The organism is Nonomuraea purpurea (assembly GCF_042650645.1).
In the GTDB taxonomy this organism is placed as follows: domain Bacteria; phylum Actinomycetota; class Actinomycetes; order Streptosporangiales; family Streptosporangiaceae; genus Nonomuraea; species Nonomuraea purpurea.
This window is the reverse complement of the sequence record NZ_JBHSBI010000016.1, coordinates 108293-123449: the sequence shown is the minus strand read 5'-3', so window position 1 is coordinate 123449 and position 15157 is coordinate 108293. Positions and strand designations below refer to the sequence as shown.

The 15157-nt window shown below is 69.1% G+C and carries 16 protein-coding genes and 1 other RNA gene; 11 read left to right on the top strand and 6 right to left on the bottom strand.

From position 1 onward, the window contains the following. Window positions 1-11: 11 nt before the first annotated feature. The 3 genes from ACFOY2_RS29930 to ACFOY2_RS29920 all read right to left on the bottom strand — a co-directional run bounded on the left by ACFOY2_RS29930 (window position 12) and on the right by ACFOY2_RS29920 (window position 1935). The gene (locus ACFOY2_RS29930) at window positions 12-494 is read right to left on the bottom strand and encodes a Clp protease N-terminal domain-containing protein (protein WP_379531435.1); all 483 of its coding nucleotides are present in this window, start codon (window positions 492-494) and stop codon (window positions 12-14) included. After that, window positions 491-724 (bottom strand): hypothetical protein, encoded by a 234-nt coding sequence (locus ACFOY2_RS29925; RefSeq protein ID WP_357811966.1) that lies wholly within the window; start codon window positions 722-724, stop codon window positions 491-493. The genes ACFOY2_RS29930 and ACFOY2_RS29925 overlap by 4 nt, the downstream gene beginning before the upstream one ends. A 194-nt stretch (window positions 725-918) precedes the next feature. Continuing rightward, window positions 919-1935, bottom strand: a complete 1017-nt coding sequence (locus ACFOY2_RS29920) for a hypothetical protein (RefSeq protein ID WP_379531434.1) — start codon at window positions 1933-1935, stop codon at window positions 919-921. Window positions 1936-1982: 47 nt separating this feature from the next. Between ACFOY2_RS29920 and prfB the strand changes: the two genes are divergently transcribed. After that, the gene (gene prfB / locus ACFOY2_RS29915) at window positions 1983-3101 is read left to right on the top strand and encodes a peptide chain release factor 2 (protein ID WP_379531433.1); all 1119 of its coding nucleotides are present in this window, start codon (window positions 1983-1985) and stop codon (window positions 3099-3101) included. Between the two features lie 22 nt (window positions 3102-3123). Here the strand turns inward: prfB and ACFOY2_RS29910 are convergent, their stop codons facing one another. Continuing rightward, a complete protein-coding gene (locus ACFOY2_RS29910; RefSeq protein ID WP_379531432.1) occupies window positions 3124-3315 on the bottom strand; it encodes a hypothetical protein in 192 nt (63 codons plus the stop codon). Between the two features lie 202 nt (window positions 3316-3517). On the opposite strand from ACFOY2_RS29910, the gene ftsE reads away from it, so the two are divergent. The 6 genes from ftsE (at window position 3518) to ACFOY2_RS29880 (ending at window position 8584) form a co-directional block, all read left to right on the top strand. Continuing rightward, a complete protein-coding gene (ftsE, locus tag ACFOY2_RS29905) occupies window positions 3518-4207 on the top strand; it encodes a cell division ATP-binding protein FtsE (protein WP_357811958.1) in 690 nt (229 codons plus the stop codon). Window positions 4208-4227: 20 nt separating this feature from the next. After that, entirely contained in the window at window positions 4228-5136 is a 909-nt protein-coding gene (gene ftsX, locus ACFOY2_RS29900; protein ID WP_379531431.1) for a permease-like cell division protein FtsX, read from the top strand. A 50-nt stretch (window positions 5137-5186) separates the two neighbouring features. Beyond that, window positions 5187-5654, top strand: a complete 468-nt coding sequence (gene smpB / locus ACFOY2_RS29895) for an SsrA-binding protein SmpB (protein WP_357811954.1) — start codon at window positions 5187-5189, stop codon at window positions 5652-5654. Between the two features lie 19 nt (window positions 5655-5673). Further along, window positions 5674-7530, top strand: coding sequence for a penicillin-binding transpeptidase domain-containing protein (locus tag ACFOY2_RS29890; protein WP_379531430.1), 1857 nt, complete (start codon window positions 5674-5676; stop codon window positions 7528-7530). Window positions 7531-7823: 293 nt separating this feature from the next. Beyond that, window positions 7824-8207, top strand: a transfer-messenger RNA (tmRNA) gene (gene ssrA / locus ACFOY2_RS29885). Between the two features lie 149 nt (window positions 8208-8356). Beyond that, a complete protein-coding gene (locus ACFOY2_RS29880; protein ID WP_379531429.1) occupies window positions 8357-8584 on the top strand; it encodes a tautomerase family protein in 228 nt (75 codons plus the stop codon). Window positions 8585-8606: 22 nt separating this feature from the next. Here the strand turns inward: ACFOY2_RS29880 and ACFOY2_RS29875 are convergent, their stop codons facing one another. Continuing rightward, complete coding sequence (locus tag ACFOY2_RS29875; RefSeq protein ID WP_379531428.1) at window positions 8607-9068, bottom strand: carboxymuconolactone decarboxylase family protein; 462 nt, start codon at window positions 9066-9068, stop codon at window positions 8607-8609. A 114-nt stretch (window positions 9069-9182) separates the two neighbouring features. On the opposite strand from ACFOY2_RS29875, the gene ACFOY2_RS29870 reads away from it, so the two are divergent. The 3 genes from ACFOY2_RS29870 to ACFOY2_RS29860 all read left to right on the top strand — a co-directional run bounded on the left by ACFOY2_RS29870 (window position 9183) and on the right by ACFOY2_RS29860 (window position 13623). Continuing rightward, the gene (locus ACFOY2_RS29870) at window positions 9183-12032 is read left to right on the top strand and encodes an AfsR/SARP family transcriptional regulator (protein WP_379531427.1); all 2850 of its coding nucleotides are present in this window, start codon (window positions 9183-9185) and stop codon (window positions 12030-12032) included. 101 nt (window positions 12033-12133) lie between these two features. Beyond that, a complete protein-coding gene (locus ACFOY2_RS29865) occupies window positions 12134-13015 on the top strand; it encodes a hypothetical protein (protein ID WP_379531426.1) in 882 nt (293 codons plus the stop codon). Continuing rightward, window positions 13012-13623 carry a hypothetical protein gene (locus ACFOY2_RS29860; protein WP_379531425.1) on the top strand — a complete coding sequence of 204 codons (612 nt, stop codon included), beginning with the start codon at window positions 13012-13014 and terminating at the stop codon, window positions 13621-13623. Before ACFOY2_RS29865 ends, ACFOY2_RS29860 begins: the two co-directional genes overlap by 4 nt. A gap of 26 nt (window positions 13624-13649) precedes the next feature. On the opposite strand, the gene ACFOY2_RS29855 is transcribed toward ACFOY2_RS29860, so the two are convergent. Next, complete coding sequence (locus ACFOY2_RS29855; protein ID WP_379531424.1) at window positions 13650-14057, bottom strand: hypothetical protein; 408 nt, start codon at window positions 14055-14057, stop codon at window positions 13650-13652. Window positions 14058-14156: 99 nt separating this feature from the next. On the opposite strand from ACFOY2_RS29855, the gene ACFOY2_RS29850 reads away from it, so the two are divergent. Continuing rightward, window positions 14157-15125: a GlxA family transcriptional regulator gene (locus ACFOY2_RS29850; protein ID WP_379531423.1), complete on the top strand. Its 969-nt coding sequence runs from the start codon at window positions 14157-14159 to the stop codon at window positions 15123-15125. Window positions 15126-15157 lie beyond the last annotated feature (32 nt).

Here is a 15157-nt window from a genome sequence, read left to right as displayed (position 1 = left end):
CCGCCCAGGGGCTACCAGTCCTGGGTGGAGAGCGTTTCCCGGGTGCGGGAGAGCAGCTCGCCCCGGTCCACGCCCGCCAGCGCGAGCGCCCGGGGCACGGTGCCCACCTCCGCCTCCAGAACGCCGAGCAGCAGATGCGCCGGCCGCAGATCCTTCTTGCTCGCGGAGGCGGAGAACCCCCGTTCGAGCGCGAGCCGGGCAGAAGCCCCCACACCGATCGGCCGCCCGGGATCGGGGGTGGCGGGGGGAACGTTGAAGGCGGCGCAGGAAACTCCGACCGCACGAAGGCTGTGCTCGAACTCCCGCTCCAGAGCCTCACGGATCGCCCGCCGATCGAGCCCCGAGGAGGTCAGGACCCGGTGCGCGGCGGTGCCCTCCTGGGCGGCGATGCCGAGGAGAAGATGGTACGCCTCGACCGCCGCCGACCCGTCGGCCCTGGCCTCGGCCTCCCCATGATCCATGATCGAGTCGATGTAGTGGCCGATAGCGTTCACTGTCGTCTCCTCAGCGTGACGCCCGCGGCGATGAGCCGCTTGGCGTGCTTCTTGTGGACCGCCTGGCGCGTGATCCCCAGCGCCTCGGCGACCTGCGGCCAACTCCAGCCCGCCCGCATCGCCTGCTCGACGGCGGCGTCCTCCATCTGGTCGGCCAAACGACGCAACGCGACCACGGCCGCCAGCGCGTCGGCGGGCTCCTGGGGAACGGGAATGTCATCAGCCGGCATGCCAGCAACTTTAGTTGCCAACTCCGCCGGCAAGTCAGCGAAGAAGACGGCCGAGAATACGCGTCGTCACGGTGCGCGACCCGTGAGCCTTCACAACCGGCCATGAGGGGCGGAAAGGGATTACGGCGCGTGCGGGTTCGTTTGCTCGCCGTAAAAGAACCAAAAGAGAAGCATCGCGGACGGCAAAAGAAAAATCACGTACCGGAAGCGCGCGTGATGCCGCCGTCGTGGGCGAGGACGGTGGCGGGGGCCGGGGCGGACAGGGGCGGGACGGCGGTGGCGTACTGGTGGGTTTCCACGAGGCGCAGGGAACGGCGCAGCACCGCCGTGCTGATCGCCCAGCGCGCCGACTCCGGCACCGGGATGTAGTCGTCCTCGGCCGTCTTGGTGGTCGTGGTCGTCGTGCGCGACAGCGAGTACTGGATCAGCGCCCCGCCCCCCTTGGTGCGCAGCGCGTACACGGGGAAGTTGTCGGCGCTGAAGATCGAGTCGTAGCTGAACCCGTTGGTCTTGGCCTGCTCGCGGAAGTCGGCGATCTGCTCGGCCACCTCCGTCGTGTAGGGCCCCGGCGCGAGCAGCCCGGCCGTGACCCCCGCGGTGCCCGTCTCGGCCACGCTGGCGTGCACGGGCCCCATGAACTGCGGGCTGATCGTGACGGCCTTGTCGTCGGGCGCCACCGACGTCGCGTAGCCGTCGGCGTCGAGCTCGATGTCGGGCATCTTCTGCCCGGGCAGGAGCTGGGCGGCCGAGCTGAGCCGCCAGCGGTCGGACTTGGTGAACGTCAGCAGCGTCGGCTGCCCGTTGCGCGTCGTCAGCGCGCTGAACCAGGGCGCCTGCTCGCCGGTCTTGAACCTGGGCACCAACAGCGTCGGCGCCCCCCACTGGTAGCGGGGCGGCGCGTAGTCGGTGGACAGGTAGGCGGCCACGGTCAGAGACAACTGCCCGCCCGACATCAGGTCTCTCACCATGTCGAGCCGGCCCTGCAGATCGCTCTCGACCCGCAGCAGGTCGTCGGAGACGGTGATCCTGTGGAACTCCTCGGCGGCCTCCTCGTGGGTGAGGCCCGGCGCGCTCGGCGACGGTGAGGGCGAGGCGGACACGGCGGAAGCCGACCTGGTGGACCCTGTTTTGGCATCGCCAGTGCAGGCGGTCGCCGCGGCCAGGAAGCCGATGGCGAGCGCCAGCGCTCCCCGCCGACCGTATGCACGCACGTTGCCATGTTATTCGGGCCCGCGAGGGTCGCGTACCCTAGGGAAACGTGGCAGGCATCGATCCGGCAGAAGAGATCAACGAGCTCGCGGGCACACTGCGCAGCATCCAGGACGTGCTCGACCTCGACGCGATGCGTAAGCAGATCGAGGAGCTGGAGCAGCAGGTTGCCGCGCCCGACCTCTGGGACGACCCCGACCAGGCTCAGAAGGTCACCAGCAAGCTCTCCCATCTGCAGGGCGAGCTCAACCGCGTGGAGTCCGTCGCGCGGCGCCTCGACGATCTGAGCGTCCTCTACGAGCTCGCGGCCGAGGAGGGCGACGACGACACGCGCGCCGAGGCCGACAAGGAGCTTGAGTCGCTCAAGTCCGACATCGGCGCCATGGAGGTGCGCACGCTGCTGTCGGGCGAGTACGACGCCCGAGAGGCGCTCGTCACGATCAATTCCCAGGCCGGTGGCGTCGACGCCGCCGACTGGGCCGAGATGCTGCTGCGGATGTATCTGCGGTGGGCCGAGCGCAAGGGCTACGGCACCGAGGTCTACGACACCTCCTACGCCGAAGAGGCCGGCATCAAGTCGGCCACGTTCGCGGTCAAGGCCCCCTACGCCTACGGCACGCTGCGTGGCGAGCACGGCACCCACCGTCTGGTCCGCATCAGCCCGTTCGACAACCAGGGCCGCCGGCAGACCTCCTTCGCCGGCGTCGACATCGTGCCCGTCGTCGAGCAGACCGACCACATCGACATCGTCGAGGACGACCTGCGCGTCGACGTCTACCGGTCGAGCGGCCCCGGCGGCCAGGGCGTCAACACGACCGACTCGGCCGTGCGCATCACGCACCTGCCGACCGGCATCGTCGTCTCCTGCCAGAACGAGCGCTCGCAGCTGCAGAACCGGGCCAGCGCCATGGCCGTGCTCCAGGCCAAGCTGCTGGAGCGCAAGCGCCAGGAGGAGGCCGAGAAGATGTCGGAGCTGCGCGGCGCCTCCACCACGTCATGGGGCACGCAGATCAGAAACTACGTCCTGCACCCCTACCAGATCGTCAAGGACCTGCGTACGGGCACCGAGGCAGGCAACCCGTCGGCCGTGCTCGACGGCGACCTCGACGGGTTCATCGAGGCCGAGATCCGCTGGATGCGCCGCCAGGAGTCGGAGGCCCAGGCCTAGGAGCAGGCCCGGCCCAGGCCGGCTAGAGCCCGCTCAGGTGGTCGACCACCAGGGTCAGCAGGAGCAGGACGACCAGCAGCAGGGCGATGAGAGCGGGCGACAACCCGGCGAAGCCGTGGCGGTGCAGTCGCTCTCTGTTGGCGCGACAAACCGGACAGCGTCCCTCGATCACGGGGTGGGCGCACTGCGCGCATACGAGGTGTTGGCAACTCATGACAGCCCCAAGTCTAGCCGCACAATCGTTTTGTTTCCGTTATGGACGTTCCATGCCAGTCTTCCCCCTAGACTGTCGTCTGGCCAATCGGAACGTCGATCATCAGTAAAGACCACGTCCCCGATTGGTCGGCGGCGGGAAGTGGGCATGTGCCACCCTCGCTTCCGTCCTGACCCCTAGACTGGCATGCCGTGATGCTCTCGTGATCCATTTCGATAATGTCATCAAGGTCTACGCGAACCAGAACCGGCCCGCTCTCGACCACGTATCCGTAGACGTGGACAAGGGCGAGTTCGTGTTCCTCGTCGGTCCTTCGGGATCAGGCAAGTCCACGTTCCTGCGCCTGATCCTCAAAGAGGAGCGGCCCAACTCCGGGGCGATCCATGTCGCCGGCAAGGATCTGGCCCGGCTCTCCAACTTCAAGGTGCCGCACCTGCGCCGCCGCATCGGCTGCGTGTTCCAGGACTTCCGGCTCCTGCCGAACAAGAACGTCTATGAGAACGTGGCGTTCGCCCTGGAGGTCATCGGCAAGCCTCGGCGCTTCATCCGCAAGGTGGTGCCCGAGGTCATCGAGCTGGTCGGCCTGGAGGGCAAGGCCCACCGCATGCCCGACGAGCTTTCAGGTGGCGAGCAGCAGCGCGTCGCCATGGCCCGCGCGTTCGTCAACCGGCCTATGATCCTGCTGGCCGACGAGCCCACAGGCAACATCGACCCTGCGACGAGCATCGGCATCATGAAGGTGCTCGACCGCATCAACCGGACTGGCACCACGGTCGTCATGGCCACGCACGACGCGGCCATCGTCGACTCCATGCGCAAGCGTGTGGTGGAGCTGGAGGACGGCAAGATCGTCCGTGACCAGTCGCGTGGCGTATACGGCCAGGCGTACTGACAGGGAGCTGCAGACTTAACATGCGGGCGAATTTCATCTTCTCCGAGGTCTGGATCGGCCTCCGTCGCAACCTGACCATGACGATTGCGGTGATCATCACCGTGATGGTCGGCATGGCGATGCTGGGCGTCGGCTTGCTGATCAACACGCAGGTCGGGCTGATGAAGAACTTCTGGGACGACCAGGTCGAGGTCTCGGTGTTCCTCTGCACCAAGGGATCCGCAATCCCCGCGTGCAACGGCAAGGCCGTCACGCCCGCACAGTCGAAGGCGCTGAAAACGCACATCGAGAACACGCCGGGCGTCAAGGAAGTGCTCTTCGAGGACCAGGCCGCCGCGTACAAGAACTTCCAGAAGGCCTACGAGTCGAACGAGGCCTTCGTGTCCGCGACCAAGGTCGAGGACATGCCGCAGTCGTTCCGGGTCAAAGTGGTGAACCCGGATAACTATGGCAATGTCCTCCAGGCCGTGCAGGGGCAGCCCGGCGTCTCGTCGGTGGTCGACCAGGCGCAGCTCATCACGCCGTTCTTCGAGATGCTCGACAAGCTGGCCTTCGCCTCGCTCGCGGTCGCGATCACGCTGGTGCTGGCCGCGGCCCTGCTGATCGGCAACACGGTCCGGCTCTCGGCGTTCAACCGGCGCAGGGAGACGGGCATCATGCGGCTGGTCGGCGCCTCCAACTTGTACATCCAGCTCCCGTTCGTCATGGAAGGCGTCATCGCCGGTCTGATCGGCGGCGTCTTCTCGGCGATCATCCTGATCGTGACGAAGGTCTTCCTCTTCGAGGAGCTGGCCAACTCCGGCTTCTTCGGGCGCGGCCAGATCGGCTGGAACGACGTGGCGCAGACGATCACCATCACCATGGCCATCGGTGTCGTGATCTGTGTCCTGGCCTCCTTCGTGACGCTGCGCCGCTACCTCAGGGTGTAGCAGCCGTGCTCATGGGATCACCTCGCCCCGGTCGCCGGTAAAGTCGAAGCATGCCACGTGAGACCGGGCGGAAGGTCATCGCCCAGAACAAGCGTGCTCGGCACGATTACCACGTCGAGGACACCTTCGAGGCTGGTCTCGTGCTGCAGGGCACCGAGGTGAAGTCGCTCCGCGAGGGCCGCGCCTCGCTCGTCGACGGCTACGCCAGCATCGACGGGCACGAAGCGTGGCTGCTCAACGTGCACATTCCCGAATACTCCCAGGGCACGTGGACCAACCACGCGGCCCGGCGCAAGCGCAAGCTGCTGCTGCACCGCAAGGAGATCGACAAGCTCGCCGCCAAGACCAAGGAGGGCGGGCTGACGATCGTGCCGCTGTCGCTGTACTTCAAGGACGGCAAGGCCAAGGTCGAGATCGGGCTCGCCCGAGGCAAGAAAGACTGGGACAAGCGTCAGTCGCTGGCGGAGCAGCAGGCCAAGCGGGAGATGGCCCGCGCGCTGCGGCACCGCAACCGATGAAAGGCCGGCAGCTCAAGCGATGAGACGCGCCCGCCGCACTTTGGCCGCGACCGCCACACTGGCGATCGCGTGCACCACCCTGACCGGCTGTTTCGAGGAGCCGTCACCGCACGACGCGGTGCGCGACTTCCTCGTCGGCTGGCAGTCCGGAGATTACGACCTGGCCGCGGGGCGCACCGACGGCGACGTGGCCAAGGTCCGCAAGGCGCTGGCCGACACCAAGCTGGAGCTCGACGCGGCCTCGTTCCGCTTCGAGATCAAGAGCCTCAGCATGACCGGCGAGGAGTCCAAGGCCGACTTCCACGCCGAGGTCGACCTGGGCGAGAACAACCCGCTGTGGGAGTACGAAGGCGTCCTGCCGCTCCACCTGGTCGACGGGGCGTGGAAGGTGCGCTGGTCGCCTTCCGTGCTGCATCCGCAGCTCAAGGAGGGGCAGCGGTTCGCGGTCGACAGCGTGCCGAGGTCGCGCCAGCCGGTGACCGACAGGAACAACGATCCGCTGCAGAGCGACACCATTCTCTATGTCGCCGGTGTCTACCCGTCGCAACTCGGCGGCCAGGCCGAGTCCGTGGTCGCCAAGCTGTCCGAGGCCACCGGCTACGCCCAGGACCGGCTGCTGAGCCGCATCCGGTCGTCGCCGCCCGACAGGTTCGTGCCGCTGGTCACGTTCGGACGCTCGCGCTTCCCGGCGGTGCAGGCGAAACTCGAGGCGATCACGGGGATCAAGGTGCAGCCGCAGAAGCAGCCCGTCAACCCCGACGCGCCCAAGCAGATCGTGGGCAGCGTCGGCGCGCTCACCCCCGAGACCGAGCAGGAGCTCGGCGGCCCGCAGCGGGCCGGCGACTCGGTCGGCAGGAGCGGGCTGCAGCAGGCCTACCAGAACTACCTGACCGGCTCCACCCAGACCAAGGTCATCACCCTTGACCTGAAGACCGGCAAGCAGGTCGCGCAGCTCATGGAGTGGCCCGGCCGGCAGAACATCTCCGTCCAGACCACGATCGACCGCAAGATCCAGCAGGCGGCCGAGCAGGCGGTGGCCGACAGCCAGGCCAGCGCCATGGTCGCGGTGCAGGCCGACACCGGGGAGATCAGGGCGGTCGCCACCAAGGGCATGCACCAGGAGAAGGACGCGCTGGCCGGCAAATATCCGGCGGGCACCGCCTTCTCCATCGTGGCCGCCGACGCGCTGCTCAAGAACAAGGTCAGCACCAAGCAGCGGCTGGCCTGCCCGCAGGAGCGCACGGTCGGCGGCGCCAAGTTCGTGCATGTCGGGCAGATGACCGGCACGACCACGTCTGCCACGTTCCAGGAGCAATTCGCCAAGGGCTGCGTGACCGCGCTGGCCTCGCTGGCCCGCCGCGTCACGGCCGCCGACCTGACCGAGAGCGCCAAGGCGTTCGGTTTGGGGCAGCCGTGGCGGCTGCCGCTCAAGTCGTTCAGCGGGGGCATGCCCGCGCTGTCCAGCGACGCCGACAAGGCCAAGGCCATCGCGGGCCAGAACGTCGAGGTGAGCCCGCTGAGCATGGCGCTGGTGGCCGCGGCGGTCTCCTCAGGCACCTGGCGCCCGCCCGTGCTGGTGACCAACCCCACCACGCCCGACCCGACGGCAGAGGTGGTGCCGGCCGCGCAGCCAGGCCCGGTCCCCGTCGACGCGCGGATCCGCAAGGAGCTGACCACGATGATGCGGGCAGGCGCGGCCGGCACGAACGCCCAGGCGGGCAAGGGCAGGGTCTACGGCGTGACGGCGACGGCGGGCGACCAGATGACCTGGTTCGTGGGCTGGCAGGGTGATGTGGCCATCGCGGTGTTGTCCAAGAACTACAACGCGGGAGCGGTGGCGGGCGGCTTCTTCTCAGCCCTCCACAACTCTCCGTGAAAATCTCTTAACCCGGAGCAACCATCCGGGGCTCCCAGGGCGTCTTACTGAGTGACTGGGCCCGCTCGGGGGGTTGCGGATCCAGTCGCCGTGATGAGATCAGGACTTCATCTCGGGGGAAGTCCTGCCGTCCGGACCGGCTCGACCCTGCCGGTCGGCCCCCGGGAGCGCGAGCTGCTGTGCCGTGCTCCCGGGGGTTTCGCCATGAGGAATTAAGTTGGCGTTGAGGGCGTTGATCGATGTAGATTCATGTTGCTCGTCTTCCTCGCGGAGGGCGTGTTGACAATTGCACAGGGGGTGACTGGCTTCGACTTCGGTCTTGCAAGCCAGGTGAAGCGGGCCGAGGACTGCGGACATAACCTCGTTAATCCTGTGACCGCAAACTACAAGTGCCAATTCCAAGCGCACTGTGGTCGGCCAGGACACCCTGGCCCTCGCTGCCTAAGTAGCGAAACCACTGTCAGCCCGGGAGTGCCTTCGGCCCGGTGTCTGGCATCGTTAGAAGGCTCAACCGATCGACCCGGCCACGGGGGAGATCGGGAAATCAAACAGTGGCTGAGCCCGTCGGCGACTCGCCTGCGTGATCGCCGGGGCTGAGAAAAGCACAGCAGGCTGCGCCCGGAGAAGCCCTGACTTGGGATTGAAGGACGCGGGTTCGATTCCCGCCACCTCCACCCCTTTCGAACCGCCCCTGTCCTGCCGAAACGTCGGCGGGGCAGGGGCGGTTCGCGTTGTGGAGCGGGGTTTGCCGGAAGCGCGCAGGGGCATGTCGGCGGGGATGGCGTGAGGTGCCGTGGGTGCACCGCATCGGGGGGAGGCGACTGTCATGCCGCTCGTCAACGTGAAGGTCATCGAGGGCGTGTTCAGCGACGCCCAGAAGGCCGAGATGGTGGAGAAGCTGACCGACGTGATGGTCGCCATCGAGGGTGAGAACCTGCGCTCTTTGACCCTGGTCATCATCGAGGAGGTCAAGAGCGGCGATTGGGGCGTCGGCGGGAGGCAGGTGACGGCCGCGGCAGCAAAGGCCCTGGCCGCGGGTGCGCCACCCGGTTGACCCACCCGTCCGCCCTTCCCCGTCAGCCCCAGACGGCGCCTGCCGGCTCCTTGATGGTGGCGTTGATGCGGTTGAAGAAGTTGGTCATCGCGATTGTCAGGATGATCGCCGAGAGCTGTTTGTCGTCGAAGTGGTCGGCGACCTTGTCCCAGACGTCGTCGGCGACGGCGTCGCCCGACCGGTCGGCCAGCCGGGTGACGGCCTCGGCGAGCGTCAGCGCGGCCCGTTCGACGTCGCTGTAGTACGGCGCTTCGCGCCAGGCGGCCACGTTGCCCACGCGTTCATCAGACTCGCCCGACTTCTTCAGGTTGTGGACGTGGGAGTGGACGCAGGCGCTGCAGCCGTTGATCTGACTGGCGCGCAGGGAGACGATCTCCAGCAGTTCCTGAGGGACCCCGCCCGCGTAGATGCCCTTGAAGATGGCCTGGAACCCGTTGGTGACCTCGGGGAGGACGAAGGCCGGGTTCTTCATACGTGCTTCCATGACTGAGATGTCCTTTCTTGCCGCGTTGAGCTGCGAATTCAGCATGGGCGGTGGAGTTGATACATTCGCGATGCGTCCGCGATGGGCGTTCTATGTGGTTTGTGGGAGGCGGGAGTGGGCGTTCGGTTCGCCCTCCTTGGCGCGGTCCAGGTGGTGGCCGACGGACGGGAGCTCACCGGTCTGGCGCCGCGGCACCGTGCGGTGCTGGCGTACCTGCTGCTGCACGCCCGCACCGTGCTCACCGTCGAGCAGCTGATCGACGCGCTGTGGGGCCCGACGCCGCCCGACACGGCCCGCGCGCAGATCCAGGCCGCCGTCACGACCATCCGCCGGGTGCTGCGCGGGGCTGGAGCGGCGCAGCGGCTGGCGACCAGGGCGGGCGGGTACACGATCGACCCCGAGTGGCTCGACGTGGAGGAGTTCGCCCGCCAGGCGGCCCAGCGGGACGACGACCCGGATGCCGCCGCCCGGCGGCTACGCGACGCGCTGGCCCTGTGGCGGGGGCAGCCGCTGGCGGACCTGCACGCCGACTACGTGGAAAGCGCCAGGAACCGGCTCGAACAGCGGCGGCTGGCCGCGTTCGAGAGCCTGGCGGAGGTCGAACTGTCGCTGGGCAGGCACGAGGACCTGATCGACGAGCTGTCCGCGTACGTGACGGCGCATCCGCTGCGGGAACGGCTCTCCGGCCGGCTCATGCTCGCCCTGCACCGCGCCGGGCGGCAGGCCGAGGCGTTGTCGGTGGCAAGGACGTTCCGCGAGCGGCTGGTGGAGCAGCAGGGGCTGGACCCGGGACGCGCGTTCGCGGCCCTGGAGCAGTCCATCCTCCGCGACGATCCTGACCTGCGGGTCCAGCCGGCCGACGAGCCCGTACGGGAGCCGCGGCGGCGGGCGAACTACCTGCCGTACGACATCCCCGACTTCGCCGGCCGGGCAGGCGAGCTGGAGCGGATCGCCGGGTCGGGGCCGGCGATCATGACCATCGACGGGATGGCGGGCATCGGGAAGACGGCGCTGGCGATCCACGCCGCGCACCGCCTGGCGGACCGCTACCCCGACGGGCAGCTCTTCGTCGACCTGCGGGCGCACACCGCGGGGCAGCAGCCGCTCGACGCCGCGGCCGCGCTGGAGACGCTGTCGCGCCAGCTCGGCGTGCCGGCCGAACGCATCCCCGCCTCGCTCACCGCACGGGCGGCGCTGTGGCGGGCCGAGCTCGCCACACGCCAGGTCGTGATCGTGCTGGACAACGCCGCCGACACCGACCACGTACGACACCTGCTGCCCGGCGCGTCCGGCAGCCTCGTCCTGATCACCAGCCGCCGCCGGCTGGTCGACCTCGACGGCGCCCACGCGCTGTCCATGGACGTCCTGCCGCTCAGGGACGGCACGGCGTTGTTCGCCTCGATCGCGGGCGAACGCGCGGCGGCCGAACCGGGCGCGGTCCTCGACGTGCTGCAACTGTGCGGGTTCCTGCCGCTGGCGGTGCGGATCGCGGCCGCGCGGCTGCACCACCGCCCGAGGTGGAGCGTCGCGTACCTGGCGGGCCGGCTGCGTGACGAGCGGCGCAGGCTGGCCGAGCTGTCCACGTCCGACAGGGGCGTCGCGGCCGCGTTCACCCTGTCCTACGAACACCTCGATCCCGCGGCCCGGCGGATGTTCCGGCTGCTGGGCACGCATCCGGGTCGCGACGTGGCCGCCCCCGCCGCCGCGGCGCTGGCCGACGTGCCCGTCGCCGACGCCGACGCGCTGCTGGAGGACCTGCTGGACGCCCACGTCCTGACGCAGCACGAGCCTGGCCGCTACACCTTCCACGACCTGCTGCGCGAGCACGCGCACGGCACCGCGGCAGCCGAGGAGAGCGACGAGGCCCGGCACGCCGCCCTGACCCGGCTGCTCGACCACTACCGAGGAACGGCGGTCGCGGCCATCGGCCACGTCTACCCGTTCGGAGGGCGGCGCAGGCCCGCCGTGCCCGCGGCGGAGAGCGTGCCGTTCCTGGACGCCGCCGAGGCGATCGCCTGGCTGGACGCCGAACGCGCCAACCTGGCCGCCGCGACCTCCCACGCGGCCAACAACGGATGGCCGGTCCACGCCGCGCACCTGGCGACCACGTTGCACCCCTACCTCGACGGCCACGCCCGCCACGCCGACGCGATCACGTTGCACACGAAGGCGCTGGAGGCGGCCCGCCGCAGGGGCGACCAGGCGGCCGAGGCGCTGGCGCTGCTCGATCTGGCGTGGACGTACTGGCGGCAGGGCCGTTACGAGGAGGCGTCCGGCGCCTGCGTCCCCGCCATGGAGCTGTGCCGGGAGATCGGCGACCCGCTCGGCGAGTCGCGGGCGCACAACACGCTCGGCAACGTGTGCCTGCGCCGGCACGCCTACGAGCGGGCGGAGCGCCATCTGACGCGGACCCTCGAACTGAGCCGCGAGATCGGCAACCCCGTCGGCGAGGCGTACGCGCTGGCCAACCTCGGCATCAGCCACGAGCGTCAGGGACGCCTCGAAGAGGCCCTCGGCCATCATCGCCGGGCGCTGGAGCTGCATCGCCGGCTCGGGAGCAGGAACGGCGAGGCCCGCGTCCTGGACCTTCTCGGCCAGGTCCACCGGCGGCGGGGAGAGCACGAGCGGGCCCGCGACCACCACCGGCAGGCGCTGGAGCTCTACCGCGAGCTGGGGACCAGGGGCGAGGAGGTCGCGCCGCTCAACGGGCTGGGGGAGGTCGCCCGCTGCCTCGACGACCCCGACGAGGCCGTGGCGCGGCACGGCGCCGCCCTGGCCATCGCACGCGAGCTGGGCGACCGGCCCGAGGAGGCGCGCGCCCACGAGGGCTTGGCCCGCGTCCACGGCGACGGTGGCCGGATCGACGCGGCCCGCGACCACGCCAAACGGGCGCTGGACCTGTACGCCGAGCTGGGCGTTCCAGAAGCTGACCAGATTGAGATGTTTCTAGCGGAGCTTGAGTGATCCTCGGGAGTTAGAAGGCAGATATCCTCTCCGTCACCAAAGATTGCTTTGCGTGTGCTTAGGTAGTCCTTGACTATTTGTGTGTCGGATGGGGTTGACGGGTGTCAGGGTTCGGCTGGCGTCACTCGGCGTTCGCGCCTGTGGTGAGCCTGGTGGTCTCCGCGCTGCTACTGGTGGCCGGAGTGGTGGAAATGTTGCTGGTGTCCGTGGGCGCGACCACGGCTCCGGTGGCCGCGGAGCTCGTGGTCACGCTCATCATCGCGGTGTTCGTGACCGCCGTGCTCCGGATCGTCAGGGCCGTGCCGGACATCCGGCGGGAGAGCGAGGCCACGGCTCGGGCCGTGGTGAACATCCAGACGGTCAAAGCAGGCGACGACACGCTCGTCGCGCGACGCCTCAAGCTGTTCAAGGAGGCGGCCGATGCGGGCAGCGACTGCGAGGCCGTGCTGAGCGCCCGCTCCGCGCTGGACGACAGCGAGATGGCCAACAAGCACCATCTCGATCACGCGCTCATCTGGGCGCTGCCGGTCTTCGGCTTCATCGGCACCGCGTTGACGATGGCCGCGATGGTGACCTCGTTCTCCGGCGCCCTCGATCGCCAGGGCGACCCCACCGTGCTGATCACCGCACTCAAGCAGCACGTGCTGCCCGAGCTGGCCTCCGCGTTCGGCGTGACCCTGATCGCGCTGTTCTTGAGCGTGGTCTCGTTCGGCGCGATGGCCCTGGTCGAACGGTACGAGCGGGCCAGCGTGGTGGCCGCCGACGAGGTGTTCCTGATCTACATCGCGCGTCTGCCCGGCAAGCACGCCGGGCCCGCCACGCAGGCCGCCCCCGCCATGCAGGGGCTCACGCAGGAGCTGGCCCACTCCAGAGGCAGGACGGAGGAGCTCGTCAAGGGCCTGGACGCGCTGCGCACCGCCGTGGAGCGGCTCAGCGCCGTCGAGAGCCGGCCGCAGAAGTACACGCTGGTGAGGGAGCCGTGAGGAAACGATCCGTCAGATCGTTCGCGCCACCGCTCGACCTGCGCTTCATCGACCTGTTCATGTCCATCGTGCTCGCGCTGTCGTTCATCGCGATCATGCTGACCATGGTGGCGCGGGTGTTGCCGACCGAGGACGCCACGCCGCCGCCGCGCCAGCAGAAGAGCGTGGCCCAGCTCGAACGGCAGCTTGACGCCGCCCTGGCCGCCAAGCAGAAGGCCGAGGCCGAGCTGCGCACCACCCAGGCGCAGATCGCCGAGCAGACCGCCTTCGCCCTGCCCTGGTGGCTGATCGGGTTCTGCGCGCTGCTGGGTGTGGTGTCGGTGTTCATGAGCTGGCGCCTGCGCCTGTGGAACAAGGGCAACCTGCCGCGCCTGCGAAGCTGGCTGATGGTGACGGTGGTGGTGGCCGTGGTCACGGTGGTGATCAGGTCGCTGAGCGACAGCGACGGCAACCTGCTGCTGGCCGAGATCCCCTGGTGGGCGGCCGACGCCCTCTGCCTGGGGCTGTTGCTGGTCGCGTACGTGCTGATCACCGACATCCGCGGCAACCACCTGCGGCTCGGCGAGATCAGGACCCGGCCGGGAGCCGGCTCGGTCCCCCGCGGCTGACCGATCTCCCCCTGAACGGCCTGAGATCAGTGGCAGGCCGCGTACTCGTCGAGGCGGCGCAGCATCGCGGCCAGCATGAGCGGGAACATCGCGACGTGCGAGACCATCATCAGCACGTCGCCGTCGATGAGGCCGAGCCAGAGCATGGGGAAGAGCGGCACGATCGGGACGAACATCGCGGCGCCCATCTCCAGCGTCGAGGCCCAGCTATGGCCGCGGATCCGCATCCAGACGGCCATGCCGACGGACATGTTGAAGGCCATCGCCAGATACGCCGGCTCGGGCTGCTCGTCGTAGGACAGCCCGAGCCCGACGGCCGACTGCAGCATGCCGAGCGCGAACATCCCGACGAACATCGCGATGATCATTTCGAGGTAGTGGAGGGCGAACCGGCCCCAGCGGCGGTTGGTCTTCGTGCTTGTCGTCGTGGTCATGTGCCGACTGTGTCCGGTACGGCGGCCCAGGGACAAAGGGGACAGCCATGGAGGTCCGGAAACTTGGGTTCTTGGTCCATCGGACCTAGAGTCGGCGCCATGGACGTACGACGGGTCGTGGTCGTGGCCTACGACGCGGTGGCGCTGATCGACGTCGCCTGCGTCACCTCGACGCTGGAGGAGGCCAACTGGCACGGCGCCGCGCCCTGCTACGAGGTGCGCGTGGCCGCGCCCGGAGGGCACGCCGTCACCAGCGGCACCGGCCTGGTCCTCCAGCCTCAGCAGACGCTGGAGCGCATCACCGGGCCGATCGACACGCTCGTGGTGTCGGGCGGCATCGGCTACGCGGACGCCGCCGCCAACCCGCTCGTCGTCGGCCACGTCCGCAGGCTGGCCCGCGAGAGCCGCCGGGTCTCCTCCGTGTGCACGGGAGCGTACATCCTGGCCGCCGCCGGGCTGCTCGACGGGCGCCGCGCCACCACACACTGGCAGCAGGCGCAGGACCTGGCGGCCCGCTACCCCGAGGTGACCGTCGACCCCGACCCGATCTTCATCCGCGACGGGAACGTCGCCACGTCCGCGGGCGTCACCGCCGCCCTCGACCTCACGCTCGCCTTCGTCGAGGAGGACAACGGCGCAGAACTGGCCAGGACGGTGGCCCGCAACCTGGTCACCTACCTGCAGCGGCCCGGCAACCAGGCGCAGATGAGCATGTTCGTCGGCACACCCTCCCCGGCCAACAGCCTGGTCAGGCGGACCGTCGAACACATCGGCTCCCACCTGCGCGACGACCTGAGCACGGTCACGCTGGCGGCCGAGGCGGGGGTGAGCGAGCGGCACCTCACCCGGCTGTTCCTCAAGCACCTGGGGCAGACGCCGGGGCGCTACGTGCGGCAGGCCCGCACCGAGGCCGCCGCCCACCTGCTGGCCTCCACGTCGCTGCCGCTGCCCGCGATCGCGGTGCGGTGCGGGTTCGGCACGGCCGAGACGCTGCGGCAGGCCTTCGTCGACCGGTACGGGATCCCGCCCTCGCGCTACCGCCTCACTCAGTCCTCGGTGGCCGGATAACCGCATCGGTGGGATGGGGAAAATGTCCGGAG